This window comes from Hymenobacter perfusus (genome assembly GCF_003944765.1).
In the GTDB taxonomy this organism is placed as follows: Bacteria; Bacteroidota; Bacteroidia; order Cytophagales; family Hymenobacteraceae; genus Hymenobacter; species Hymenobacter perfusus.
In genome coordinates, this window is the sequence record NZ_RWIU01000002.1 from 103,741 (window position 1) to 129,423 (window position 25,683).

At 62.1% G+C, this 25,683-nt stretch carries 23 protein-coding genes; 12 read left to right on the plus strand and 11 right to left on the minus strand.

The window, feature by feature from the left end; genetic code table 11:
* Positions 1-28: 28 nt before the first annotated feature.
* From EI293_RS06625 to EI293_RS06635, 3 genes are read right to left on the minus strand one after another with little or no spacing between them, the layout of a single operon-like run.
* On the minus strand, positions 29-355 hold the full coding sequence (locus EI293_RS06625; RefSeq protein WP_125436375.1) for a hypothetical protein: 327 nt from the start codon (positions 353-355) through the stop codon (positions 29-31).
* Between the two features lie 41 nt (positions 356-396).
* Positions 397-1,638 carry a chorismate-binding protein gene (locus EI293_RS06630; protein ID WP_125436376.1) on the minus strand — a complete coding sequence of 414 codons (1,242 nt, stop codon included), beginning with the start codon at positions 1,636-1,638 and terminating at the stop codon, positions 397-399.
* On the minus strand, positions 1,635-2,066 hold the full coding sequence (locus EI293_RS06635; RefSeq protein WP_125436377.1) for a hotdog fold thioesterase: 432 nt from the start codon (positions 2,064-2,066) through the stop codon (positions 1,635-1,637). Before EI293_RS06635 ends, EI293_RS06630 begins: the two co-directional genes overlap by 4 nt.
* 207 nt (positions 2,067-2,273) lie before the next feature.
* On the opposite strand from EI293_RS06635, the gene EI293_RS06640 reads away from it, so the two are divergent.
* From EI293_RS06640 to EI293_RS06665, 6 genes are all read left to right on the plus strand, one after another.
* The gene (locus EI293_RS06640; RefSeq protein WP_125436378.1) at positions 2,274-2,897 is read left to right on the plus strand and encodes a histidine phosphatase family protein; all 624 of its coding nucleotides are present in this window, start codon (positions 2,274-2,276) and stop codon (positions 2,895-2,897) included.
* A gap of 226 nt (positions 2,898-3,123) precedes the next feature.
* Positions 3,124-4,854 (plus strand): pyruvate dehydrogenase complex dihydrolipoamide acetyltransferase, encoded by a 1,731-nt coding sequence (locus EI293_RS06645; RefSeq protein WP_125436379.1) that lies wholly within the window; start codon positions 3,124-3,126, stop codon positions 4,852-4,854.
* Between the two features lie 226 nt (positions 4,855-5,080).
* A complete protein-coding gene (locus tag EI293_RS06650) occupies positions 5,081-7,669 on the plus strand; it encodes a TonB-dependent receptor (protein ID WP_125436380.1) in 2,589 nt (862 codons plus the stop codon).
* 146 nt (positions 7,670-7,815) lie between these two features.
* Positions 7,816-10,149 (plus strand): S9 family peptidase, encoded by a 2,334-nt coding sequence (locus EI293_RS06655; protein ID WP_125436381.1) that lies wholly within the window; start codon positions 7,816-7,818, stop codon positions 10,147-10,149.
* A gap of 269 nt (positions 10,150-10,418) precedes the next feature.
* Positions 10,419-10,955, plus strand: a complete 537-nt coding sequence (gene hslV / locus EI293_RS06660; RefSeq protein WP_125436382.1) for an ATP-dependent protease subunit HslV — start codon at positions 10,419-10,421, stop codon at positions 10,953-10,955.
* 141 nt (positions 10,956-11,096) lie between these two features.
* Entirely contained in the window at positions 11,097-12,068 is a 972-nt protein-coding gene (locus EI293_RS06665; protein WP_044002654.1) for a deoxyhypusine synthase family protein, read from the plus strand.
* Between the two features lie 88 nt (positions 12,069-12,156).
* Here EI293_RS06665 and EI293_RS06670 read toward each other — a convergent pair whose 3' ends face one another.
* Both EI293_RS06670 and EI293_RS06675 read right to left on the minus strand, forming a co-directional pair.
* Positions 12,157-13,077, minus strand: a complete 921-nt coding sequence (locus tag EI293_RS06670; RefSeq protein ID WP_125436383.1) for a DUF3667 domain-containing protein — start codon at positions 13,075-13,077, stop codon at positions 12,157-12,159.
* A gap of 114 nt (positions 13,078-13,191) precedes the next feature.
* Complete coding sequence (locus EI293_RS06675; protein WP_125436384.1) at positions 13,192-13,572, minus strand: PH domain-containing protein; 381 nt, start codon at positions 13,570-13,572, stop codon at positions 13,192-13,194.
* Between the two features lie 584 nt (positions 13,573-14,156).
* On the opposite strand from EI293_RS06675, the gene EI293_RS06680 reads away from it, so the two are divergent.
* Positions 14,157-14,486 carry a hypothetical protein gene (locus EI293_RS06680; protein WP_125436385.1) on the plus strand — a complete coding sequence of 110 codons (330 nt, stop codon included), beginning with the start codon at positions 14,157-14,159 and terminating at the stop codon, positions 14,484-14,486.
* A 140-nt stretch (positions 14,487-14,626) separates the two neighbouring features.
* On the opposite strand, the gene EI293_RS06685 is transcribed toward EI293_RS06680, so the two are convergent.
* Positions 14,627-15,688, minus strand: a complete 1,062-nt coding sequence (locus tag EI293_RS06685; RefSeq protein WP_246010564.1) for an N-acetylmuramoyl-L-alanine amidase family protein — start codon at positions 15,686-15,688, stop codon at positions 14,627-14,629.
* Between the two features lie 217 nt (positions 15,689-15,905).
* Here EI293_RS06685 and EI293_RS06690 point away from each other — a divergent pair, with 217 nt between their 5' ends.
* The 3 genes from EI293_RS06690 to EI293_RS06700 all read left to right on the plus strand — a co-directional run bounded on the left by EI293_RS06690 (position 15,906) and on the right by EI293_RS06700 (position 17,641).
* On the plus strand, positions 15,906-16,367 hold the full coding sequence (locus tag EI293_RS06690) for a hypothetical protein (protein ID WP_125436386.1): 462 nt from the start codon (positions 15,906-15,908) through the stop codon (positions 16,365-16,367).
* A gap of 18 nt (positions 16,368-16,385) precedes the next feature.
* Positions 16,386-16,805 (plus strand): helix-turn-helix domain-containing protein, encoded by a 420-nt coding sequence (locus tag EI293_RS06695; RefSeq protein WP_125436387.1) that lies wholly within the window; start codon positions 16,386-16,388, stop codon positions 16,803-16,805.
* A gap of 74 nt (positions 16,806-16,879) precedes the next feature.
* The gene (locus EI293_RS06700) at positions 16,880-17,641 is read left to right on the plus strand and encodes an SDR family NAD(P)-dependent oxidoreductase (RefSeq protein ID WP_125436388.1); all 762 of its coding nucleotides are present in this window, start codon (positions 16,880-16,882) and stop codon (positions 17,639-17,641) included.
* 94 nt (positions 17,642-17,735) lie between these two features.
* Here EI293_RS06700 and EI293_RS06705 read toward each other — a convergent pair whose 3' ends face one another.
* From EI293_RS06705 to EI293_RS06715, 3 genes are all read right to left on the minus strand, one after another.
* Complete coding sequence (locus EI293_RS06705) at positions 17,736-18,206, minus strand: hypothetical protein (RefSeq protein WP_125436389.1); 471 nt, start codon at positions 18,204-18,206, stop codon at positions 17,736-17,738.
* A 145-nt stretch (positions 18,207-18,351) separates the two neighbouring features.
* On the minus strand, positions 18,352-18,813 hold the full coding sequence (locus tag EI293_RS06710) for a hypothetical protein (RefSeq protein ID WP_125436390.1): 462 nt from the start codon (positions 18,811-18,813) through the stop codon (positions 18,352-18,354).
* Between the two features lie 94 nt (positions 18,814-18,907).
* On the minus strand, positions 18,908-19,486 hold the full coding sequence (locus EI293_RS06715) for a 2'-5' RNA ligase family protein (protein WP_125436391.1): 579 nt from the start codon (positions 19,484-19,486) through the stop codon (positions 18,908-18,910).
* Between the two features lie 313 nt (positions 19,487-19,799).
* Here EI293_RS06715 and EI293_RS06720 point away from each other — a divergent pair, with 313 nt between their 5' ends.
* Positions 19,800-21,932 carry a hypothetical protein gene (locus EI293_RS06720; protein WP_125436392.1) on the plus strand — a complete coding sequence of 711 codons (2,133 nt, stop codon included), beginning with the start codon at positions 19,800-19,802 and terminating at the stop codon, positions 21,930-21,932.
* Positions 21,933-21,999: 67 nt separating this feature from the next.
* On the opposite strand, the gene EI293_RS06725 is transcribed toward EI293_RS06720, so the two are convergent.
* Positions 22,000-23,007, minus strand: a complete 1,008-nt coding sequence (locus EI293_RS06725; protein WP_125436393.1) for a gluconolaconase — start codon at positions 23,005-23,007, stop codon at positions 22,000-22,002.
* A 63-nt stretch (positions 23,008-23,070) separates the two neighbouring features.
* A complete protein-coding gene (locus EI293_RS06730; RefSeq protein WP_125436394.1) occupies positions 23,071-23,490 on the minus strand; it encodes a hypothetical protein in 420 nt (139 codons plus the stop codon).
* A gap of 239 nt (positions 23,491-23,729) precedes the next feature.
* Between EI293_RS06730 and EI293_RS06735 the strand changes: the two genes are divergently transcribed.
* Positions 23,730-25,355, plus strand: a complete 1,626-nt coding sequence (locus tag EI293_RS06735; RefSeq protein ID WP_125436395.1) for an amidase — start codon at positions 23,730-23,732, stop codon at positions 25,353-25,355.
* Positions 25,356-25,683: the final 328 nt, after the last annotated feature.

The following is a 25,683-nucleotide window of genomic DNA, read 5'->3' on the forward strand; positions in this document are numbered from 1 at the left end:
CTGAAGGGGAGGGGCCGGCAGCGGGAAGTTAGAGTTGAATGTCTTCAGGATTCACCCCGACTTCGCGCATGATGTTGCCGGCTACATCGTACAGGAAATCCCGCTCCTCAGTATCAAAGTCATCCGTATCCCACTCCTCCAGGTACGACTGCGCCGCCGCCGTCAACTCCGGGCTGCCCGGTTTGGCTGTGGATAGCGCCGCCTGCAGATGCCGCACGAAACCGGTAACAGCGCCCTGCATTTCCTCCTGGACATCCGCATCGGAAGGGCGCAGCCCCCGCGCGTCCCAGCCTTCCGCCGGAAAATTAGTACGGGTGACGTAGGTTTCGAGCTGGTGGTGAAGGGCAGTAGCCATGGCGGAATGAATGAATGAATGAATGAGTACTATTGATTGGGTTAAATGGAAACCTTAGCTGACTCTCCCAGAATGGCTCCAACCGTGCGCAGCTTCAGCTCGGTTTCCTGCCACTCGCGGGCGGGTTCCGAGTCGGCGGTGAGGCCGGTGCCGGCATAAAGGATGGCTTCCTGGGGCCGCAGCTGCAGGCAGCGCAGGTTCACGTACAGGCGCGACTGGCCGGCGTCGGGCAGGTTCACGGGACCCAGAAACCCGGCGTAGTAGGCCCGGTCGTAGCCCTCATGCCGGCGCAGAAACTCCAGGGCCGGCTGCTTGGGCACGCCGCCCACGGCCGGCGTGGGGTGCAGCAGCCGGAGCATGTCGGTGCCGAGGGAGGGGAACGGGACTTCCCGCAGATGCACGGCGAAATCGGTGCGCAGGTGCAGCAGCTGGCCGGCCGTTACGGTGCGCGGCCCCCGCTCATCATACTCGCGTAGTCGCAGCTGCTTGAAGCAGTTTACAATGTAGCGGGCTACCATGGCGTGTTCCTCCAGGTCTTTATGGGCCCAGCGGGCGGTGGCGGGCTTCATGCCGGGCAGCAGAGGCTGGGTGCCGGCCAGCGCCATTGTCCGGAATACGTGCTGCTCGTCGATTTCCGCCAGTACCTCGGGCGTGGCCCCCAGCCAGGTGCCCGCGCCCGGCGCACTCACCAACGATACAAAGGCATTGGGGTACCGCTCCTGCAACTCATCAAACGCGGCCAGCGCATCGAAACCCGCCGGTAACAGCCGCCGCACGGCCCGGCTCGATACTACTTTTTGAACGGTACCCGCCTCAATGGCCGTCACGCCGGCCGCCACCAGCGCCTCGTACTCCAGCTGGGTAGCCGTGGCCGGTACCGGCTGCGCGCTAACGTGCCAGGGCAGCCCGGCAGCGGTGGGCAGGGCCGTGAAGCGCTGCCGCAACTCCGGGAGGCGGGCCGCTGCCACCGGGCTCACCTGAATTTCATCGGGCCGGCCCAGGTCAAAGAACAGGTCGGCGGGCAGAAACAGCGGCGGGTTGTGGTCGGAGTCGCGGAAGGGAAAAAAGGCGAAACCGGCCGGGGCCGTCGGTTCCAGGGCCGGCGGCAACCCTACGTAGGCCCCATCCACCTTCAACGAGAGGCAGAGGCGCGCGTGCTCAGCGTTGGGCAGCCGCCACAGCGCCACCGGCCGGCCGCTGGTCAGGGCCAGGGCCACCAGCTGCCGCCGCCGCTCAGTGGTACTCAGCGCCGGGTTCCAGGGAATGCGCTGGAGGCTGCTCATGCCTGGGGCTTGGTCTGGGGCAGGTCGATGACGGCCATGGTAATGCGGCTGATGCAGACCAGCGCGCCGGTTTCCTCGTGGGTAATCCGGATTTCCCAGACCTGCGTGCTGCGGCCTATGTGCAGCGGCACGGCCCGCCCGATAACGTGGCCGTCGCGCACGCCTTTCAGGTGGTTGGCGTTGATTTCGAGGCCCACGCAGGCTTGTTTGGTGGGGTCTATTTTGGTGGCCGCGCCCACGCTGCCCAGGGTTTCGGCCAACGCTACCGAAGCCCCGCCGTGCAGCAGGCCCATGGGTTGGTGCGTGCGCCCGTCCACGGGCATGCGGCCTTCCAGATACTCGTCGGTGAGGGCGGTGAGTTCAATGCCGAGAGCGTCGGCCAGGGTCGGGCGCTTACTCACCCAATGATTGATTTGCTCCAGCGTCATGGGGGGCGAAAAGTACGGCGGCACCGGCCGGCAGGGGAGAAGCCGGTGGCCTGATAAAAGGTCAGGAATACGAATGGTATACAACCAAATCGGGGCGAAAAGGTACGGTGCCAGCCGCAGGTTGTTGGCGGCAGGTGGCAGAACCGGAGCATCCGGATAGGGGAAAAGACCGTACTTTAACAACGTAATCAGCAAAAACAGCGGGAAATGGGCGTCAAAAAAATCTACCTCATTCGCCACGGGCAGACGGATTTCAACGTGCGCGGCATTGTGCAGGGCAGCGGCGTCGATTCTTCGCTGAACGAGGCCGGCCACCGACAGGCGGCCCGCTTTTTTGCGGCCTACCGCCACATTGCCTTCGATAAGGTGTACACTTCCAACCTACAGCGCACCCACCAGTCGGTGCGGGGGTTTCTGGAATTGGGCCTGCCCCACGAGCAGCACGCCGGCCTCAACGAAATCAGCTGGGGCACCCGCGAAGGCACGCGCATTACGCCCGAGGAAGATGAGGAATACCACACCGTGCTGCAGGACTGGCGCGCGGGCCGCACTGCTTCCCGCCTGCAGGGCGGGGAAAGCCCCGAGGAAGTAGCCGCTCGCCAGCGCCCGGTCATCGACTTGATTATCAGTCGACCCCACGAGGAAACCGTGCTGGTGTGCATGCACGGCCGGGCCATGCGGGTGTTGCTCTGCCAGCTGCTGGGCTACCCGCTCAGCCAGATGGACAGCTTCGAGCACCACAACCTCTGCCTCTACCAGCTCGATTATACCGGCTCGATGTTCACGGTGCGTAGTTTTCTGGACGTGCGGCACCTGCAGGAAACGATGTGAAGCAGGTTGTGTGCCGTCGTTAATGAACCGGCAGGCCGCATAACAGCCGGGGTCCGGAATTCTGTATGAAGGGCCAGATCAGCCGCCGCTGATAAAACTCCTGACCAGTGGGGACTTACTCAGGCGAAAATTCGCTGTTTTAACGGCCGTTTGCGAAGAACGGCTTTCGTTTGCAGCCCCGAAATTTCGGGCTAATTTTGACCCACTCAACCCAACGACGATACCGATGGCCGAACTCATAAAAATGCCCAAGATGAGCGACACAATGACCGATGGGGTCATTGCTTCGTGGCTCAAAAAAGTAGGCGACAAAGTAAAATCCGGGGACATTCTGGCGGAGGTAGAAACCGACAAAGCCACGATGGAGCTCGAAAACTACGAGGACGGCACCCTGCTCCACATCGGCCCGAAAGAAGGCGAATCGGTGCCCGTTGACGGTTTGCTGGCTATTGTAGGCAAGGAAGGTGAAGATATTTCGGCCCTGCTGAATGGCGGTGGTGCGGCCCCCGCACCCGCTCCGGCCGCCGAAGCTCCCAAAGCCGAAGCAGCTCCTGCCCCGGCCCCCGCGCCTGCCCCGGAAGCGCCTAAAGCAGAAGCGGCTCCGGCGGCCCCGGCTGCTTCCGCAGCTGCACCGGCTGGCAATGGCAAGAAAGCTACCGTCATCCGGATGCCCAAAATGAGCGACACGATGACGGAAGGCACCATTGCCGCCTGGCTCAAAAAAGTAGGCGACAAAGTAAAATCCGGGGACATTCTGGCGGAAGTGGAAACCGATAAGGCCACCATGGAGCTGGATAACTATGAGGACGGCACCCTGCTCTACATCGGTCCCAAAGAAGGGGAAGCGGTAGCGGTAGATGGCGTCCTGGCTATTATTGGCGAAGAAGGTGCCGACGTGCAGGCCCTGCTCGGTGGTCAGTCAGGCGGTAGCGCGGCCCCGGTAGCCGCCGAAGCGGCCCCGGCCGCTGCCACCACCTCGGCACCCGCTCCGGAAGTTGCTGCTGCCCCGGCTCCAGCCGAAGCTCCGGCCCAGAACGGTGGCCGTATCTTCGCCTCCCCACTGGCTAAGAATATTGCCAAAGACAAAGGCATCGATCTGAACACCATCAAAGGCTCGGGTGAAAACGGCCGTATTGTGTCCCGCGACCTAGAGGCTGCTCCGGCCGCTCCGGCTGCCCAGCCCGCTGCCGCCCCGGCTCCGCAGGCTGCTGCGGCTGCTCCCGCTTCGGCCCCGGCTGCTGCTCCGGCTCCGGCTCCCGCCGCTCAGCCCGCCGATGGCACCTACACCGACACGCCCGTGTCGCAGATGCGCAAGGTTATTGCCCGTCGCCTCTCCGAAAGCCTGTTCACGGCCCCGCATTTCTATCTGACGATGGAAATTCTGATGGACAAAGCCATGGACGTGCGCACCCAGCTCAACACCCTGTCGCCGGTGAAGCTCAGTTTCAACGATTTGGTTATCAAGGCTGCCGCCGTGGCCCTCAAGCAACACCCGGCCGTTAACTCCTCCTGGCTCGGCGACAAAATCCGCCAGAACAAGGTGGTTAACATCGGGGTAGCTGTGGCCGTGGACGAAGGGCTGCTGGTGCCCGTGGTGCGCAACGCCGATGGCAAGGGTCTTTCGGCCATTGCTACCGAAGTGAAAGAGCTGGCCGGCAAAGCCAAGAGCAAGAAGCTCCAACCCGCCGAGTGGGAAGGCAGCACCTTCACCATCAGCAACCTGGGTATGTTCGGCATTGAGGAATTCACCGCCATCATCAACCCGCCGGATGCCTGCATCCTGGCCGTGGGCGGCATCAAGCAGACGGCCGTGGTAAAAGACGGTCAGCTGGCTATCGGCAACGTGATGAAGGTGACCCTGAGCTGCGACCACCGCGTGGTGGACGGCGCTACTGGTGCCGCCTTCCTCCAGACGCTGAAAGCCCTGCTGGAAGACCCCATGCGCATGCTCATCTGAGCCTGACGTTAGCGTACATACTGAAGCCAGTCCCTTGCCGGGGGCTGGCTTTTTTGTTGGTCGGTCTGGCGGTGGCAAGTTGTCGGGCCCGGCCTGGTTGCTTTAGTGAAAAGCGCGTTTGGGCTGTCCATCGTGCTAAATCATTCCAAATCCCCTATACTTACCAGCAGCGGAGCTTGCGCCGGCGACTCTGCGGTTTGTGTATGTTCACCAATCAGCAGACTATATGAAGCAGCCTCTATTGGCTCTGACGCTGTGCGTCGCAAGTGTAACTACGGCCTTCGGACAAGGCCAGACTCTCACCGGCCAAGTGCTGGACAGTGCCGGGAAGCCCGTTATCGGGGCGACGGTGGTGGAAAAAGGCACCAACAACGGCACCGCCACCGACAACGCGGGCCGCTTCACCCTCAAAACCCGCTCGGCCAACGCCCGTCTGCAGATCAGCTCCATTGGCTACGGTGCGCAGGAGGTGGCCGCCACCGGCGGTGAGGTGAGCGTGCGCCTGACGGACTCCTCCACCAGCCTCGGCGACGTGCAGGTAGTGGGCTCGCGCAGCCAGAACCGCTCCGTTACTGATTCGCCCTCGCCGGTGGACATTATCGACCTGCGGGAGGTAACTACCAAAACTGGTCAGCTCGATGTGAACCAGCTGCTGCAATTTGTGGCGCCCTCGTTCAACTCCAACCGCCAGACCGGCTCCGACGGGGCCGACCACGTAGACCCGGCCTCGTTGCGCGGCCTCGGCCCCGACCAGACGCTGGTGCTGGTGAACGGCAAGCGCCAACACCAGTCGGCGCTGGTGAACCTGTTCGGCTCCCGGGGGCGCGGCAATACTGGTACCGACCTGAACGTGCTGCCCGCCGCCAGCATCGAGCGGATTGAGATTCTGCGCGACGGCGCGGCGGCCCAGTACGGTTCCGATGCCATTGCCGGCGTAATTAACATCGTGCTGAAAAGCTCCGTGAACGAGCTGACCGCCAGCGCCAACTACGGGGCCTACGACGCCAGCTACCGTCGCGACGACCAGAAATTTGATGGCGGTAACCTCAACGCCAACGTGAACTATGGCGTGGGGCTGGGCGAGCGGGGCAGCTTCGTGAATGTCACCCTCGACCTCAACCAGCGCCAGCACACCCAGCGCGCCAACGTGCCCGCCCCCGACGGCCTTGCCCGCCGCGAGTATGGCGACCCCAAGGTGCAGAACCTGTCGGCCTACCTCAACTCCAAATTCGCCCTTTCGGAGCGCAGCCACATCTACGTGTTTGGGGGCGCCAACAAGCGCAAAGGTGATGCCTACGCCTGGACGCGCTTCGCCGACGACGACCGGAACGTGCCCGCCATCTACCCCAACGGCTTCGACCCCATCATCAGCAGTGACATCTGGGACGCTTCGGCGGTAGTGGGCCTGCGCACCAAGCTGGGCGAGTGGGACCTGGACCTGAGCAACAACTTCGGCTCCAACCGCTTCGAGTACGGGGTGAAGAACTCCCTGAACGCTTCCCTGGGGGCTGCTTCGCCCACATCGTTCAACGCCGGGGGCTTCCAGCTGCAGCAGGACGTGGTGAGCCTGGGCCTTACGCGGAACTACAAAACCGTACTCAATGGCCTGAACGTGGCCGCCGGGGCCGAGTTCCGGCGGGAGTGGTACTCGCTGTTTGCCGGCGAGGAAGCCTCCTACCGCAACTACGACCCCAACCTATTGGGCGGCTCGCAGGGCTTCCCGGGCTACCAGCCAAGCGACGTCATCAAGGCCGACCGGGACAACGTGGGGGCCTACGTGGATGCCGAGCTGAGCGTGACACCGCAGTGGCTGCTGGCCGCCGCGCTGCGCTACGAGCATTACACCGACTTTGGCAGCACGCTCAACTACAAAGCCTCTACCCGCTACAACCTCACGGAGTTTCTCACGCTGCGCGGCACGTACAGCACCGGTTTCCGGGCGCCCTCTCTGGCCCAGATCAACTTCAACTCCACCTTCACCAACTTCATCAAAGGCCAGCCGACAGAGGTGCTGCTGGGGCGCAACAATAACCCCATCACGCGGAAATTGGGCATCCCGGCACTAAAGCAGGAAACCTCCAACAGCGCTAATCTGGGTCTCACCAGCCGCATCGGCTCCTCGTTGAGCCTGACTGTGGACGGTTACTACATCAAGGTAAAAGACCGTGTGGTGCTCACTAGTCCCTTCAAGGCCCGCAACCCTGACCCCAACGACGACGACAATACCATCCTGGACCCGGTTATTGGGGCTGATCTGGAGGCAGCAGGGGTGGGGCAGGCCCAGTTCTTCGCTAACGCCGTGGATACCCGCTCGTTGGGCTTGGATGTGGTGCTGAACCATACGGCCAAGCTGGGAGAAGGCCGGCTGAACTCGTCGGTGGCGGCCAACATCAACCAGCTCAAAATTGACCGGGTGCGGACCTCCGGGCGGCTGGCGGGCCGGGAGGATGACTTCTTTGGGCCCCGGGAGCAGGCCTTCGTGAAGGCCTCGGCCCCGCCTTCCAAAATCAACCTCACCTTCGATTACCAAGTGGGCCGCTTCAGCACGCTGCTGCGGTTCGTGCGCTTCGATAAGGTGCGGCTGGTGGATTTCGACGGCAACGACATGAACTACGACGCACGCATCACTACCGACCTAACGCTGAGCTATGCCCTCACCGACCATCTGCAGTTCTCGGTGGGCAGCACCAACCTGTTCAACCGTTACCCCACATTCTTCAACCCCAACAACACGGAAACCGGCGGCGCCTGGGACCCCGTGCAGATGGGCTCGAACGGCCGCTTCTACTTTGCCAAGCTCCAGGCCCGGTTCTGAGTAGCTGGTAGTGAGTAGGTAGTAATGCGTAGTGCGTACGGCAGAATCAGGAAAGAATATTTCCGGGTTCTGCCGTACTTGCTTACGCTTCTTTGCTCGCGGGACTTCCCTGCCTTCCTTGCTCACTCTTCCTTATTCATTGATTCATGCATAACTATCTGGCGGCCTTTGCGGCGGCGGTGTGGCTGATTCCAGCTTCTGCCACGGCCCAGCAACGGCCCGTTCTCACGGCCCAGGATTACGCCCGGGCCGAGCGTTTTCTCGGCTACAACACCTCGGCTTTGGTAGATGGCAGCGCCGGCCAGCCCACCTGGCTCAGCAACGACCGTTTCTGGTACCGGGTGCTCACGGCCCGGGGTAGCGAGTACGTGCTGGTAGATCCGGCCCGCAAAACCCGCACCGTGGCCTTCGACCAGGCCCGGCTAGCTGCCGCCCTGTCCTCGGCCAGTGGCAAAACCTACGAGGCCAGCCGCCTGCCCATCCGCGGCCTCACGTACTCGCCTGACGAAAAGAATATTGCTTTTGCTGCCGCTGGCAAAGCCTGGAAATATGATGTGCTGAGCGGGCAGCTGACGCCCGACGCCGCCCCGACGAAGCCCAGCGCCAACGCCGACAACGAGGTGGAGTCGCCCGACGGGAAGCTGGCCGCTTTCATCAAGGAGGACAACCTGTGGGTACGCAATACCAGCACCAACCAGCTCACCCAGCTCACTACCGACGGCACCCGGGACTACGGCTACGCCACCGATAACGCCGGCTGGACCCACAGCGACAAACCGGTGCTGCGCTGGTCGCCCGATTCGCGCAAGATTGCCACCTTCCGCCAGGACCAGCGCAACGTGGGCAGCATGTACCTGGTGAGCACCAACATCGGCCATCCGAAGCTGGAAAGCTGGAAATACCCCCTGCCCGGCGACAAGGACATTGCCCTGATTGAGCGCGTGGTCATCGAAGTAAACCCGGCCAGAGTGGTACGCTTCCAGTTGGCCCCCGACCCACACCGCGGCACCCTTTCCGACGATATTTCCAGCAGCGGCACCTTCGACGACGTGGACTGGAGCCCCGACACCCGGGAGCTGGCCTTCGTCTCGACTTCCCGCGACCATAAGGAGGAGAAATTCCGCCTGGCCGACGCCACCACCGGCACCGTGCGCGACGTGTTTACCGAAACCGTGGCTACGCAGTATGAGTCGGGCCAGGGGGCTATTAACTGGCGATACCTGCCCCGCAGCAAGGAAATTATCTGGTACTCGGAGCGCGACAACTGGGGCCACCTGTACCTGTATGATGCCGGCACCGGCAAGGTGAAGCGCCAGATTACCAAGGGCAACTGGGTAGTAACAAAGCTGCTGCGCGTGGATGAGCAGAAGCGGGAGCTGTACTTCCTGGCCGATGGCCGGGAGCCGGGCAACCCCTACTTCACCCACCTCTACCGCATCGGGCTGGATGGCAAAAACCTGAAGCTGCTGACCCCCGAGCCCGGCAACCACCAGGTGACCCTCTCGCCCTCGGGCCAGTACTTCATTGATACCTACTCCCAGCCCGACAAGCCCGGCCAAACGGTGCTGCGCGCCGTCGACGGCAAGCTGCTCTCGACGCTGGAGAAAACCGACATTTCCCGCCTAACCGCCACCGGCTGGAAGGCCCCCACGCCCATCACCGTAAAAGCCGCCGACGGCCAGACGGACCTGTACGGCCTCATGTTTACGCCTACTTCGCTGGATGCCAGCAAAAAATATCCGGTTATCGACTACATCTACCCCGGCCCGCAGGGTGGGGGCGTGGGCAGCTGGGCCTTTGCTTCGGCCCGCAACGACCACCAAGCCCTGGCCGAGCTGGGCTTTGTGGTGGTGGTGATTGAGGGCAGCTGCAACCCGCTGCGCTCCAAGAGCTACCACGATGCCTGCTACGGCAATATGGCCGAAAACACGCTGTCGGACCAGGTGAGCGGCATCAAGCAGCTGGCCCAGAAGTACCCGTATATGGATGTGGAGCGGGTAGGCATCTGGGGCCACTCGGGCGGCGGGTATGCCACGGCGGCGGCCCTGTTCCGCTACCCCGAGTTCTTCAAGGTGGGTATTTCCGAATCGGGCAACCACGAAAACCGCAACTACGAGGACGACTGGGCGGAGCGCTACATCGGTCTGCTCAAAACCAACCCCGACGGTACCACCAACTACGACAACCAGGCCAACGCCCTCTACGCCAAAAACCTGCAGGGCAAGCTCATGCTGGCCCACGGCCTGATGGATGATAACGTGCCACCCTACAACACCTGGCTGGTAGTGGACGCCCTCACCAAAGCCAACAAAAGCTACGACTTGGTGGTGTTCCCACAGGCCCGCCACGGCTTCGGCGCCTACGGCCCCTACATGATGCGCCGCCGCTGGGACTACTTCGTGCAGCACTTGGCCGGGGCCGAGCCCCCGCAGAACTACGAAATGAAGCCCGTACCCGACCCCCGCACCGCGGTGCAGTAAGAGCAGTTGAGAGCTAAAAACTACTTCCCCTCCTTGGAAAGGAGGGGTTAGGGGTGGTTGACAATCGTTGGACGGTTACTAGAATTAGATCTAAAAACTGTGCTGACGCTCATCAACCACCCCTAGCCCCTCCTTGGAAAGGAGGGGAACTGGTTTTTAGCTTTTGTCTCTGAGACTACAGGTCCGGCTTGGGCTGGGCGTTGCCGCCGGATTCCCGTAGCTTTGCGGCTTCCTGTTGAAACCCCACCCGTCTACTTTCTGATTTCGCCATGAGAATCCGTTCCACTACCGTGCTGGGCGTGCGCCACAACGGCCAGATTGCCCTCGGGGCCGACGGCCAGGCCACCATGGACAAGCACGTGGCCAAAAGCAACGTGCGCAAGGTGCGCAAGCTCCAGGATGGCAAGGTGGTCACCGGGTTTGCCGGTTCCACCGCCGATGCCTTCATGCTGCTCGATAAGTTTGAGGAGAAGCTGAACGGCTACGGCGGGCAGCTGCGCCGGGCCGCCATTGAGCTGGCCAAGGAATGGCGCAAAGACCAGTATCTGCGCAAGCTGGAAGCCATGATGGTGGTGGCCGATAAGGACGAGCTGCTCATCATTGCCGGCACCGGCGACGTGCTGGAGCCTGATTCCGACGTGGCTGCCATCGGCTCGGGGGCCATGTACGCCCAGGCCGCCGCCCTAGCCCTCAAGAAGCACGCCCCCCACCTCACCGCCCGTCAGATGGTGGAAGAAGCCCTGCACATCGCCGCCGACATCTGCATCTACACCAACCACAACCTCATGATTGAGGAGCCGGTATAGGTTGTCAGAAAGCAGGAAAAGAACGTCATGCTGAGCTTGCCGAAGCATCTCTACCGCCAAAGTAACCAGATAGCATTGCGGTAGAGATGCTTCGACAAGCTCAGCATGACGGCCAATAGAAACAACATAAAATACCTACCCATGCAAATCACCAACTTCCTCAAGCACCACTACCGCCACTTCAACGCCGCTGCTTTGATTGATGCCGCCGAGGGCTACAACAAGCACCTGGCCGATGGCGGCAAGATGATGATTACCCTGGCCGGTGCCATGAGCACCGCCGAAATGGGCATTCAGCTGGCCGAGCTGATTCGGCAGGACAAAGTCCAGATCATCAGCTGCACGGGCGCCAACCTGGAGGAGGATATCTTCAACCTCGTGGCCCACGACTTCTACGAGCGGGTGCCCAACTACCGCGACCTGACGCCCGCCGACGAGCAGGCCCTGCTGGAGCGCCACATGAACCGCGTGACGGACACCTGCATCCCCGAGGAGGAGGCCATGCGCCGCCTGGAGCACTCGGTGCTGAAATTCTGGGAAAAGGCCGACAAGGCCGGCGAGCAGTATTTCCCCCACGAGTTCTTCTACCAGATCCTCAAATCGGGGGAGCTGGAGCAGTACTACCAGATTGACCCCAAGGACAGCTGGATGCTGGCCGCCGCCGAGAAAAACCTGCCCATCATCTGCCCCGGTTGGGAAGACAGCACGCTGGGTAACATCTTCGCGGGTCACGTCATTTCGGGCGACATCAAAAACGTCCACACCGTGCGTACCGGCATCGAGTACATGATTTACCTGGCCGGCTGGTACACTGAGCAGGCCACCGAAGCCAGCCCGGTGGGCTTCTTCCAGATTGGCGGCGGCATTGCCGGCGACTTCCCCATCTGCGTGGTGCCCATGCTGCACCAGGACCTGGGCCGCACCTCGGTGCCGCTGTGGGGCTACTTCTGCCAGATTTCCGACTCCACCACCAGCTACGGCAGCTACTCCGGCGCCGTGCCCAACGAGAAAATCACCTGGGGCAAGCTGGGCCAGGACACGCCTAAGTTCATCATCGAATCGGACGCTACGATTGTAGCTCCGCTGGTGTTTGCCATGGTGCTGGGCCAGTAGGTTTCTGCTTAACCCACAAGTAAAGAAGCCTGCCGCTGATGTTCAGCGGCGGGCTTTTTACTTGTGTCTACTCAGGAAGCGGCAGCTGCTACTGCGGCTGCGGGGTGGTCCGGGGCGGCCGGGTACCGGTGGTGGTGCGCTGCTGTTCCTGCTTGGCCCGTGCCTGCTGCTTCACCGACTGCTTGATGCTGGACCAATTCAGGGCAAACACTACCACGACACCCACCAGGCTGAGCATAAGGTAGCCCAGCATAAAGGTCAGGAAGCCGCGCCAGAGGCGGCTCAGCCAGCCAAGAGCGGTGTGGTGCAGCAGGTTGCCGTAGGCCCACGAGGCGTACCCAATCACCAGCAGTATCGCGTAGAAACTGAATGTCTGGATCTGGGGCGTGCCGCTGTACACGTACGTGACGGGCATCAGCAACAGGGTGATAAAGTTATTGATGGCCGTGATGAAGGCGGCAATAATGAGGCACTCGGCGTAATTGTAGCCGCCACGCCGCAGAAATAAGCGGGCCGCCAGGGCCCAGGCCGGCACCGTTGCCACGTAAAACCAGCTCAGGTACTTCATGAAGAAGGTAGTGGAGGACGCCTGTAGCTGGTAGGCCACCTCAGGCATGGCCGGGTCGCGGGGCGGCAGCATGTTGATGTGCAGCACCGACGAGAGCAGCGCGTAGACGCCGGTGATGAAAAATAGCAGCGCCAGGGGCCGGAAATGGTCGACGCGCTTGCCGGCCAGGTACTCCCGGATGGTAGGGCCGGGCCGCCGGATCATGGTGCGCAGCGTGTACAGAATGCCCTTATCAACGTGCCAGATGCTGTGCAGCACGTCGTGGGGCATGTCGGCCATCGTGAAGCGGTGGGTGTGGTGCGCATCCTGCCCGCAGCGCCCGCAGAACCGGTCGGGCACGGGGTGGCCGCAGTTCAGGCAGGCCGAAGTAGCGTGCGCCGCCTCTGCAGGCAGTGAAGGATGCGCGGCAACAGGTGCGGAAGGCAGAGAAACGGAGGACATACGGAGAGAAACCGAAGGATTGAAGGATTAATAATAGCGGATATTACATAAAAAGCCCGCCGCTGACGTTCAGCGGCGGGCTTTTTTGTGAGGTACTGAAAGCGTTTATCCGCGTTAAAACAGTACGTGTTGGGCCAGTACTTTCTGCAAATCATAAATGTTGACCTGCTTATTGAATTTGCGCATCACGCTGGGTTGGGCTTCGCCGGAAACCCAGATTTTCAGTTCCGCATCCAGGTCCAGGTGGCCGGACGTTTCGATGCCGAAGCGGGAGATGCTCTTGTAGGCAATCGACAGATAGTCAATTTTCTTGCCCGTCAGGCCCTGCTTATCCACCAGAATCAGGCGCTTGTTGGTGAAGATAAAGACGTCGCGTACCAGCTTGAAGCCAATTTCAATGGCCTCGCCATCGGCCAGCAACTGGCTGTATTCGGCTTGGAGTTCGGAGGGTTGGGCCACGCCGGCGTTGCCGAGAATGGCGGAAAAGAATCCCATAAACGATAGAATGAAGTGAAAAGAAGGAAATTATGGAAGGAATTATTGCGGTGGCGCGGCCGTCACGCACCGGGGCCGCGTGACGGCCGCGCCACCGCCGCTACGATGGAGTTTGCGGAAACGGCGGGTTATGCGGCAGTTGGGGCAACTGGGGTTTTGGCGTGAAACACTTCGGGTCGTAGAGGGCCTTCACGGCTTCGGGCTCGTCGATGTGGAGTTTCAGCTGGTCCAGCAGGTCGCGGAAGTCTTCGCGGGTCAGATTTTTGGAGCTAAACGGATTTTTTTAAGAAGGGTAAAAGCATAAAGAAGAAAGAAATAAAGTGGAGCCGGGAAGGTAGCGCAACGGCCGATTTTCGCCAAAGCCCCGCCGCCGAAGTTGCCTGCTATACAGCAGGAACCCGGCCTTCCAAACCGCGGGGCGGCGTCTGTCAAGCGAAAACCAGCCATCCAAACCGCGGGGTGGCGTCCGGCGGGCGAAACCCGGCCTCCCAAACGGCGGGAAGGGCTGTCGGTTGCGGCCGGGTGCTGCTTTGCGTGCCCGGAACGCCTACCTTCGCCCCGTTCCACCCTCAGCCCGCCGCCATATGAGCATCGACCTTGCCAGCTTCCTGCACCACACGCCCGAGGAGGAGAAGACCACCGTGTTCATTCACATTGATGAGGACGAAATAGCCACCTACGATGCCCTGCTGGTGGCCCAGACGCGGTTTCGCAAGCTCTACATCACCCTGGAGCCCAAGCGCCGCTACCTCACCCACACCTCCCAGCCCGACGAGGAAGAGCCCGAAATCGACTTCCTGACCGACTACGAAGAAGTGGAAGCCCTGCTGGAAGACGCCGGCCTCGACGGCATCCACGACGGCGAGCAAGGCATCCTCTACCACAACCTGCTGTACCTGCTGCTGAACCCGTAGGAGGTATAGAAAACAGCTGTCATCCTGAGCTTGCGAAGGACCTTATCATGTTAGAACGGGTGTCGTCGCTACGACCCGTTCAGGCGTGATAAGGTCCTTCGCGCTGCTCAGGATGACAGCTGTTTTTGTCCTTCTTTTCCCTACCGCCCGGTGTAATCGGCCAGCAGGCCTTCGTAAATCCAGTTGGCGAGGGCCTGGCGGTTGTCGGGCACCACGAAGCGGCGCTGGTCCTTGGCGTTGCGGATGTTGCCCAGCTCCATGAACACGGCCGGGGCGTGGCTGGTGCGCACCTCGTACAGGCTGCCGCGCTCTGACACGTTGCCGGAATAAGGCCGGTTGGGCTGGGCGCGCTTGTAGCGGTTGGTGAACACCTTATGAATGTTCTTGGCCAGACGCAGACCCGAGGTGCTGTTGGCGTGGTGGTAGAAGAACACATCAATGTTCTGGCCCGCGCTGCGGCTGTCTACGTGCAGGCTCAGCAGGCGCTGGTAGGCCCCTTTGTGGTGGGCGTAGAGCTTGTTGACCTGGGCAATGCGCTGGCGCAGGCGGCCCAGCTGGCTCAGCGGAATCACCTGGTGCGGATAGGTCACCTCGTCGTAGTCGATGGGCAGCACGTTCAGGTCGCGGATGCCGTCGTTGGGGTCCTGCACCATCACGTACACGGTGGCCCCGTGCTCCATCAGCACCCGGGCCAGGCGCACGGTCACGTCGTAGGCGTACTCATCCTCGGCCAGTTTGTAGGTGCCGTACTGGCCAATGGCGCCGGGGTCGGGGCCGCCGTGGCCGGGCGAGAGGTAGTACACCGCTCCGCGCAAAGCCCGGTCGCGCACCGGCACCGGGCTGTACGCCGCCCCAAACAGGTTGGCCGTGAGCAGGGGCTGGGTGCTTTTGCCGCGGGAGGTGGGGTTGGTGGCCTTGAGGCTGCCGCTGGCTTTGGACTTTGCGCGGGCGGCCGTGGCTTTGGGGGCCGCCGCCGGCAGCACGTAGCTGCGGCCGGTTACCAGACCGCCCGCTTTCGTGAGCCGGCCCTGGTTGAGCCGCCGGAACTGCTGCTGCTGCTGGCGGGTGTTCAGGCCGTAGCGTTGCAGCAGCACCTGCACCCCGTCGCCGCGCCGGGCAGTGGCTTTACGAGGCTTGCTTTGGCCGAAAGCCACCCCGGTAAGCAGACAAAGCAGGAAGGCGAGAAGAGCAGCAGTACGCAAAAGCAAGGACGATTAAGAGGGTAGTGGAGCCGCCCGGGGCAGTCTGCCGCGCATGCGCCGGCCGTGGGTAACCAGCCGTTCACTCGTCGGGCCGATACGTAAGCGGAGTACAAAAAAGCAGTAAAACTTTGGGATACGGGCAATGCCAAGGGCAGTTTTGCAAACCCTGCCCCAGTCCGGTGGCCGCACATCTTTCCTGAAACTGTTAAACTGCCGCATGAAAATCTGGGAATTTCTGTTCGGCAAGCCGGTGTATGTGCAGGACGCAGAATTTGGCCGACTGCAATGGATAGCCACTGACCGCAAAGGGCAGGGCTATTTTGAAGGCACCCGCACCTTCGGACCTACCGGGCATACACTCAGTATCACCCTCAATGCGCCACGCACGGGCCCAACGGCCGCGCAACGCGCCTTCTGGCACGCCATTGAAGCCCGGTATCCGCAGCTGACCGACGCGGCTCAAGTACTGATCGAGGCGGAGTTGCGCCACTGGAAACCCGGCTTCACGGTGCATGATTTTCAGGCCGAATTCTGGCCGGTTGGGCTGGATATTCCCGCACTTGCCGAAGGCCAGCCCGTAGCGTGGGAGCTTGCCTTCGAAACGCACCATGACCCAAACCACATGATTACCGTCCTGTGGCGCGATTTTGCCCCGTCCGTTGTTCGTATTGACGGTTAACCCGCCTCCCCTCATCCTATGCCCACCACTGCCATCCCCAAGAAAATCCTGGCCCGCCAGCATGAAATAACCGCCGACTTCACCCGCCTCGTCCACGCCCACGTGGATGACATCGTGGCCGGGCGGACCACGGAGGCGCTGGAAATACGGGATTTTGCCGGGCAGCTGTGCATTCATCCCACCCACCTCAGCAATACGCTCAAGCTCACCACCGGCGAAGCGCCCTGCGCCATCTATGAGCGCAAGCTGGTGGCCGCATCCAAGGAGCTGCTGAGCAACCCGCGCCAGTCGGTGGCGGAAGTAGCGGCCCACCTGACGTATGATCCGTCCAACTTCACTAAGTTCTTCAAGCGGTTTGTGGGCCTCACGCCCCGGCAGTACCGGGAGGAGCTGTGGGCCGCGCAACGAACCGAAACTCCGGAAACTGTCACCAGTTAATCTGAACTACTCACCAGCGCCGGACAGCTTTCAAAGCCGAACTTTGCCCCATCATTCACCCTCACCGATTTAGCATGAGCACCACCAAAATAGCCCTGGTAACGGGCGGCAGCCGCGGCCTCGGCAAAAACATGGCCCAGCACCTGGCCCAGAAAGGCCTCGATGTCATCCTGACTTACCACAGCAAAAAGGACGAAGCCGAAGCCGTAGTGGCCGAACTGCAAGCCTTGGGCCGCAAAGCCGCCGCTCTGCCGCTTGATGCCTCCAGCGTGAGCAGCTTCGCTGGGTTTCTGGCGCAGGTGAAAGCCACGCTGCACACCGTCTTCGGCACCGAGCGGTTCGATTTCCTCATAAACAACGCCGGCACGGGCCTGTACCAGCCCTACCACCAGGTGACGGAGCAGCAGTTCGATGACATGCTGAACATTCACTTCAAAGGTCCCTACTTCCTGACCCAGGCGGCGCTGCCCCTGCTCAACGACGGGGGCGGCATCATCAATATTTCGTCGGGCCTAACGCGCATTGTGATGCCCAACTCCTCTGCCTACGCCAGTATGAAAGCGGCCATGGAGATGCTGACGAAGTATCAGGCTAAGGAGCTGGCCGGCCGCCGCATCCGCGTCAACGTGGTGGCTCCCGGCGCCATCGAAACCGACTTTGCCGGCGGCCGCACCCGGGATAACAAAGAGGTAAACGCCCACATTGCCAGCCTGACGGCCCTGGGCCGCGTGGGCCTGCCCACCGATATCGGGCCGGTGGTGGCATTCCTCTGCACCGACGAAGCCGGCTGGATTGATGCCCAGCGCATCGAGGTATCCGGCGGGCAGGGCATCTAACACAGTTTGCTTTCGGCTGACGCAAAACAGCCCGGCCTTTCCTGCACAGGAAAGGCCGGGCTGTTTGCGTCAGGTGGAGAAGGCCGTCTGTCGATTAGTACAGTTGCACGTTGAGGTGTACGCCGCCGTACTCGCCCATGCGCGCATCAATAGGGTAGGCCCCGCGCTTGATTTTGATGGCATGCACGCCCAGTGCGTCGGTTTCGGGCTGAGCCACGAAGAACTCGTCCGTCGGCCGGATGGTGAGCACCTTTACTCCCGCATCGAAGGGCGTGAGGAATTGTACATCGAGACGCTGACGATTCAGGGTCAGGCGGACGCGGGGAGTGCGCGGAGAGGGGCCACCGGTGCGCTCGGTCATATCGGCCGTGGCTGCTACGCCGCAGATGCCGTCGCCCCACAGGCACTGCTCGTACCGGGCATAGCCACGCATGTAGGAGTCGGTGGAGGCGGTGCGGGCCACGGCGCTGTTGGCCGCCGACGTTTGGCTGATCGTCTGATTAGGGGTGATTTCCTGTTCGCAGCCGCAAAGCAGCAGCAGGCTGAAGGGGAGAAGTTTGTTCACGCGTGTAGAATGGTTAGGTGGGAAGAGAACAGGGGCAAGATAGAAATTTGCCGCAGAGCATATCACGGAATAACAAAAAAAGACCAACCGGTGGGTTGGTCTTCTCAGGAGGTTTCGCTCCGCTTAAAACGTGCTTGGGATTAACCTAGACGTGAAAAAGCGGGCGGGCTGGATTCCAGATGCCCCAGGGAATCATAAGTAAAACAAGTAACAGTGCAATTAAAAACCAAGTAAATGCTTTCTTGTGCTTTAGCACAGGGTCAGTAGCTTTTTTGGATAAAGTCCGGCCCACCTGCGCGGCTATTACCGCCAGCAGCATGCCCACCAGGTGCTCTACGGCGAAGAACCGGCCGGTGGGGTCCTTCATCACGGCTCCACCAGCCGTTTCAAAGGCCTTAACGCCCACCGGGCTGATGAAATACAGAATAATACCCAGCAGCAGCTGCAGGTGCATGGAGCCCACGAAGGCCGCGCCCATGCCGTTATCGGCCCCCACGTAGGGTTTACGGCCCTGCCAGCCCGCGAAGGCGCGGAAAATGGCAATCAGGCCAAAAACGAGAACGAGCCAGCGCGTCCAGGAGTGGAGGAGGAGTACGGGTTGGTACATGAACAGAAAAGGTCAGAAGGTGAAGTGGAGGTGGTAAAGGTCGGGGCTGGTGGCGGAATTGCCACGGCCGGGCCGCAAATTAGGGGTTTGGGAGCTATTTGGCGGCTTCGAAAAGGGAAGGAACAGGCTCGTGCTTATGGCCTTCGAACGAGAAAATCTTTTCCGGCACAAACAGCTCGCCTTCTTCTCGCAGAATAGCCAGGTTGTTAACGGCCAGCTTCAGGTTGAACGTCTGCTGGTTGAGGTACTGCATCACGGGGCCCAGCAGCTCGGGCGTGGTATCGTGCAGGGCCAGGGAGATATGGGGCAGCCAGCAGTCGGGCCCGCTGAACTTGTCGGTGCGCAGGCACAGCGGCGCGGTGGCCCGCAGAATGCGCTTGTGCAGATGGTTGAGCGCATCGGAGCGCAGCACCGGGATGTAAATAACCGGATTCGGGCCCGGGAAGACGCCCAGGCCGGTGGTATGGGCCACGAAGGGCTGGGTGTGGCGGGCCACGTCGCGCAGTACCTGCTTCAGCGCGGAGAGCTTGCGGACTCCAGCCAGCTGGTAGGTAATGTGCGGATCGGGGGTGGCCTGCACGTCATCAAGCCCGAATTCTGATTCCAGGCTTTTAATCAGGCGGTTGATTCGATCCGCGTTCTGGGCGTTCAACAGAGAGGTTATAGCGAGCATCGGTCTTTTAACTGGAAGCACGTACGATTGGTTGGCCTGCTGACAAATCGGGCGGTCCGCCGGCCCCACCCGGGCCACTGCGGGCAGCCGGCCGCCGCTTCGGAACACCACCGGCCGCAGCAGGAGAAAGGCGGCGGGAATCGGGGGTATACAAAGCAGAAAATACGGGTGAGGCCCTGCGGGACGAAGGTAGGAGTTCCGGACCGGTTGGTTCGTTGGAAATCCGGGGCCGGCCCAAAGTGAAATAATGTAGGTACCGCTAATCTTCCCTGGCTGCTCTTTCGTAAGCCCAGCCGTGCCTGTTATTCCTCCCTTGCCTGCCGTTGATGTTTCTGCTTCTCGCCGCCGCTGGGGGCGTTGGCTGCTGGCCTTAGCCGGGCTGCTGGCCGTGGGAATCTGGGCTGGGCTCACGTTCTGGCTCGACCCCTGGCTGGGCCGTATGCTGGAGGATAAAGTGCAGACTGCCAGCCACGGCCGCTATCAGTTGCGCATCGGCGAGCTGCACACCAGCCTCTGGCACCGACGCGCCGAGCTGCGCGCCCTGCACCTGCGCACCATTGGGAGTACAGCTGATTCAGTACGGCTGCCACGGGTAGAAGCTACGTTGGGCACGTTGCAGATAGCGGGAGTTGGCCTCTGGCAGCTGCTCCGGCGCGGCGAGGTTCCGCTGGACAGTGTGGCTCTTGATGCGGTGACGGTGCAGCTGAGCGGGTGGCCCCAAAGCACGTCCTCGTTGCCCCTGCACCGGCAATTGCCCGTGGAAGGACTGCGGATCGGCAAAATTGCCGTGCGGCACGCCCGGGGCGTGTACGGCCCGGCAGCTGCCCCTGCGGCGCAGGTAGGAAACGCGGATTTTCTATTCCAGGATGTGCGCCTCAGTGCGGCCGGCGCGGCCGACTCCGGTCGTATTGGGTACGCGGCGGCCGTGGCAGTACAGGCCCGCAACCTCAGGGCGCAGGTGCCCGGCCATCGGCTGCACCTGCGCCGCCTGGTGGCCGCCTCCGGGTCGCGGCGGCTGGAGGCCGATTCCCTTACCATTCATCCGCTGCAACGCATTACTTCCCAGCGAAGTCGCAACGTGCGGGTGAGCCTGGTTTTGCCCCGGCTGGTACTGACCGGGCTCCATGCCGCTGGCCTCGCGCGCCGGCAGTTCCGGGCCGATTCGTTGCGGCTTTCCTCGCCCCGGATGGCCCTGACGCTGCCTGCCCGCCAGCCACCCGCGCTGCACGAAGCACTCCGCCCGTATCTGCGGCAGTGCCAGCTACAGACCTTGGCAGTTACCGATGCACAACTGCGGATAGCCGGTACGGAGCTGGCCCCGGCCGTGGCCGATGTGCACATCACCGGTTCCCGGGTGCAGGTGCTGCCCCACGTCGGCCGGCCGGTGGGCATGTATTACGCGCAGGCCTGGCAGGTACACACCGGCCGCGCCACGGCCACGCTCAACGCGCCCTACTACCACCTGGCCTGGCAGCGGCTGCGTGCCGACACGCGGGCCGGCCGGTTGCAGCTGACGAACGTACTGCTGCTGCCTACCATGTCAGTGGTGAAGCTGGCGCAGAGCAAGGGGCACCAGGCGGCCCACGTAACGGCCCGTATCCCTGAGCTGGCATTTACCGGGCTCGATTTTCCGGCGGCCCTGAACCAGGCGCAGCTGCGGGCTAGTACGCTTACGCTGCAGGCTCCCCGCGTCAGCACCCGAAGCGACGGACGCTTCCCGATCAACCCGGCTATTTCCCACGTGACGCCCGAGGCCCTGGGGCGGGTGCCGTTGCGGTTTACCCTGCAGCAGCTGCAGGTCCGGCAGGCCACCATCACTATGCTCTACCGGTCGCCCCGCAGCCCGCAGCCCGGCACCCTGCAGATAACCCGGTTTGCCGGCACGCTGCGCAACATCAGCAATGACCCGCGCCGCATGAATGCCGCGCACCCCCTTACCGGGGAGGCCAGCGGCCGGCTCCAGGATCAGTGCCTGGCCCGCCTGACACTGCGGGCAAATCTGCTGGACCCGGCCGGGCGGCATACCGTCACGGGTGTTTTCGGGGAGGCTCCGTTAGCCATTCTGAATGCCATGACGGTGCCAACCCGGGGCCTGGGTTTCAAAAGCGGCCAGATAAACAGGATTCGTTTTCAGATGGCGCTAAGTCAGACTGCCGCCGAGGGCACGATGTGGGGGCACTACACCGATCTGAAGCTGCAGCTGCTCAACCGGCAGAACAAACCGGGCCTGCTGCACCGCGCCGAGACTTCCCTGGTCAACGGCATTTTCATTCGGGACAACAACCCCCGGCGGCCAGGCCAGCCGCTGCAGCCAGGGCGGATGAGCTCGGGGCGGGAGCGGCGTTTCTCGGTGTTTTCGCTGTGGCGGCAGGGACTGGTGAGCGGCCTGCTGAACAGCGCCGGAGTGCCCTCGGGACTGGCCAAAAAGCTCAGCGAAGGAGAATAGCCCGTTACGCTGCCCGGGCAAAAGCCGGTGGAGCGTAACGGGCTATCAGGCAAAAAAGCGGGCCGGGTTAGAACTTCACCCGGGCAATGGTGAATACCGACACGGGCGGGTTCTGGTTGGCCTGCAGTGCGTTGAGGTTGGAGTACAGCACGTAGCTGTCGGCGCCCTCGCGGCGGGCCAGGGTAGTCGGGTACTGCGGCGGCGTAGTGAACGTGCCCGATACCGTTGCCGTGGCCCAGGCATCGGCCGAGGTGAGCCGGTACACTTTGGCCTGGGCGTTGGTTACCACCTGCAGCGTGTTGTTATCCTGCAGCAGCAGGCCATCGGCCCCCATCAGATTCTGGGCGCTGGCTACCTTGCTGAAAGCCGTAGGGTTGGTCAGCGGGACCTTGAACAGCACCCCTTCGTTGGACTTAGCCACCAGCAGATACCCATCCGGATGGTACACAATACCGTTGAGGCCAAACCCCCCGGCCGGCGCGGCCAGCTGCGCATTTTCCAGAAAAATGGTAGCCACGCCCTGCACATCCACTTTGTAGATAATAGGCGAAAAGCTGTCGGTGACGTACGCGTTGCCCTGCGCATCCACGGCAATGTCGTTGGCAAAGTGGTTCTGGCCGGGGCGCAGGGCCCCCAGGTCGGTGTAACTGAGGCGCTGGCCGTTGGCGCGGTTGAAGCTGGCCAGGCCGGCCAGCTTGCGTTGCGTGGCGGTGGAAGTACGCGCCGTGTTATAGCCCGGGTCAGACACTGCTACCAGCAGCCGGTTACGGCCCTCATCCAGCCGCATCCCAATGGTGGAAACCAGCACGGCATCATCGGCAAACTGCGCGTAGGTGCCGTCGTCCTTCACCTGCCCGATGGCTCCGCGCGTTTGGGAGCTCACGAAAAAGCGGTTGTCGGTGGCATCATATTGTACGCCTTCGGGGTAGAGGCCGGCCTGGGTGAAGGCTACCGCGTCGGGCAGGCCGGGAGAGGCGGTATCGTCGTCGTCGTTGGAGCAGGCGGGTGCCAGCAGGGCCGTAAGCAGGAGGGCGGCCAGGGTACGAACCGGAAAAGCAGGAAGAGAAGCAAGCATGACGTGGAAAGAATGTGTGTACATGCGTGCTTACGGCGCACGCTCGGCTTCGCCCGTGTAGAATTATGCCGACATCGGCGGCCCCGATACCTGCTGCTGCCGGAGCCAGTAGTAGGCAGTGGCCAGATCATCAAAGGACGCTACCGTGGGGTTGGCCAGATACTGCACAATGGCTTCTGAGGCCCGGCGCTGCGGAAAAGTGGGAGCGTATACCCAGGCCATGTAGTGCAGGCCCGCTGCATGCATTGCCTGCAGCCAGCTGATACCCCACTCCGTTACCTGAAAGGATGGGTGCGTGATGTTGGAGTTGTCATTGAGCAGCTTGGCTACGGGCCGCTGCCGAATCACCCCCGATATCAGAAGGCAGCCCTGCCGCGTCGAGTCTTGGTCATGCACGCCCTGCCAGTTCACGTACAGCCACTGGTTGTCGTGGTCGTAGCTGATGGTTAGTTGTGGTAGTTCCAGGATAGGTTCGAGTTGCATAGCGTCGGGTAGAGCAGCAAGGGCGGGATACGGGGGCAGAACGAGCAAATAGCAGTTGGCAAAACGATGGTCCGGCAGACCTTGTTGCCTGAAATGCGCTTAGCCAATAACAGGTTTGGGACTAATCATGTGTAGAGACACGAGATGACGTGCGGTAGGCAATAAATACGTGACCTGCCTCCGGTTAGATGTATTTCCCTGCTACCTTGGAAAACCAAACCTGCCTCTTCCCGCACCTCATGAACCGCCGAATATTTTTGCGCAACGGCTCCCTCGCCGGCCTCGCCCTTTCCACCGTTTCCCTCGCCGCCTGCTCCACCGGCTCCGATAAACCCGCCGCTCCGGCCGCTGATGCCGGTCCCGACACCGGCTTCGAGCTGCACGAAGCCACCGTGGCCGACTTGCAGGAGAAAATGAAAAGCGGGCAGCTCACGGCCCGCCGCATCACGGAGCTATACCTGCAGCGCATCGAACAGCTCGATAAAGCCGGCCCAAAGCTCCACGCCGTGCTCGAAATCAACCCCGACGCCCTGAAGCTGGCCGACCAGCTGGACGAGGAGCGCAAAAACGGTAAGCTGCGCGGCCCGCTACACGGTATTCCGGTGCTCATCAAAGACAACATCGACACCGCCGACCAGCAGCAGACTACCGCCGGCTCCCTGGCCTTGGCTGGCCACAAGGCCCGCCAGGACGCTTTTATCGTGCAGAAGCTGCGGGCGGCCGGGGCCATTGTGCTGGGCAAAACCAACCTGAGCGAGTGGGCCAACTTCCGTTCCACGCGCAGTACCAGCGGCTGGAGCAGCCGGGGCGGCCAGACCAAGAACCCCTACATTCTCGACCGCACGCCCAGCGGCAGTAGCTCCGGCTCGGGCGCGGCGGCGGCGGCCAATTTCTGCGCCCTGGCCATCGGCACCGAGACGGATGGCTCCATCGTGTCGCCGGCCTCGTGCTGCGGGCTGGTGGGCCTAAAGCCCACGGTGGGCCTGTGGAGTCGCGCGGGCATCATCCCCATTTCGGCCACCCAGGATACGGCCGGCCCCATGACGCGTACCGTCCGCGACGCGGCTATTCTGTTGGGTGCGCTGGCTGGCGAGGATGCCCGGGATGCCGTGACCAGGGAAAGCACCGGCAAAATTCAGCCCGATTACACGAAGTTTCTGACGGCGGACGGCCTCAAAGGCAAACGTCTCGGGGTGGAGAAAGGCCATCTGAAAGGCTCCTCCGACGCCATTGCGCTGCTGAACGCGGCCCTGGAAGTGCTGAAAGCCCAGGGGGCTACCATCGTGGAGGTGGAAGTGGAAAAGCAGACCGACCCGCTGGGCGAGGCCGAGTACGACGTGCTGCTTTACGAGTTCAAGGATGGGGTGAACAAGTACCTGGCTACGGCCGGGGCGAGCGTCAAAACCCTCACCGATGTCATTCGCTTCAACACCGCCAACAAACCGAAATCCATGCCCTTCTTCCAGCAGGAAATTCTGGAAGCGTCCGACAAGCTGGAAGGCCTGAGCAGCCCCAAGTACCAGGCCGCGCTGCGGAAGTCGCACGAAGGAGCCCGCGCCGCCCTGGATGGCGTGCTGCGCGAAAACAAGCTCGATGGCATCGTGGCCATTACCAACGCCCCCGCCCGCTGCATCGATTTGATTAACGGGGACGGGGGCGGCGGCCCGGGGTTTTCGTCGCCGGCGGCTATGGCCGGCTACCCGCACATTACGGTGCCCATGGGCCAAGCGTACGGCCTGCCGGTGGGCCTCTCGTTTGTGGGCGGTGCCTACCAGGAAGGGCCGTTGCTGACGCTGGCCTATGCCTACGAGCAGGCCTCTAAAAAGCGGGTTGCTCCGGAATTCAAAGCCCCGTTTGTGGGGTAGACTCACTCCGGCATCCATATGTGCAGCACCCAGGTCCGGCGGCGGCTTCGGGTGGTAGTTAAGCTACCGTCTGGAGCCGCCGCCGGCTGCGTCGGACAGGCTAGGAAGACCAGATTTTTACTTGTTTTTTAAGTGGGCGACAGGGGTGCCAGGTCGCGGGCTTAGTTGGTGGAAAGAGCCAAGAAGGGGATTTTTCCGGGTGTGCCGTAGGTGTTTCGCTCACCGCCGCCGCCGGGAAGGCGCGGGTACCGGGCTTTGGAAATTGCGCGGGAAGCTGACTTATTTGAGCCGTATATCCCTGATGCAAAGCTGCCTGCGGTAGCCCGCT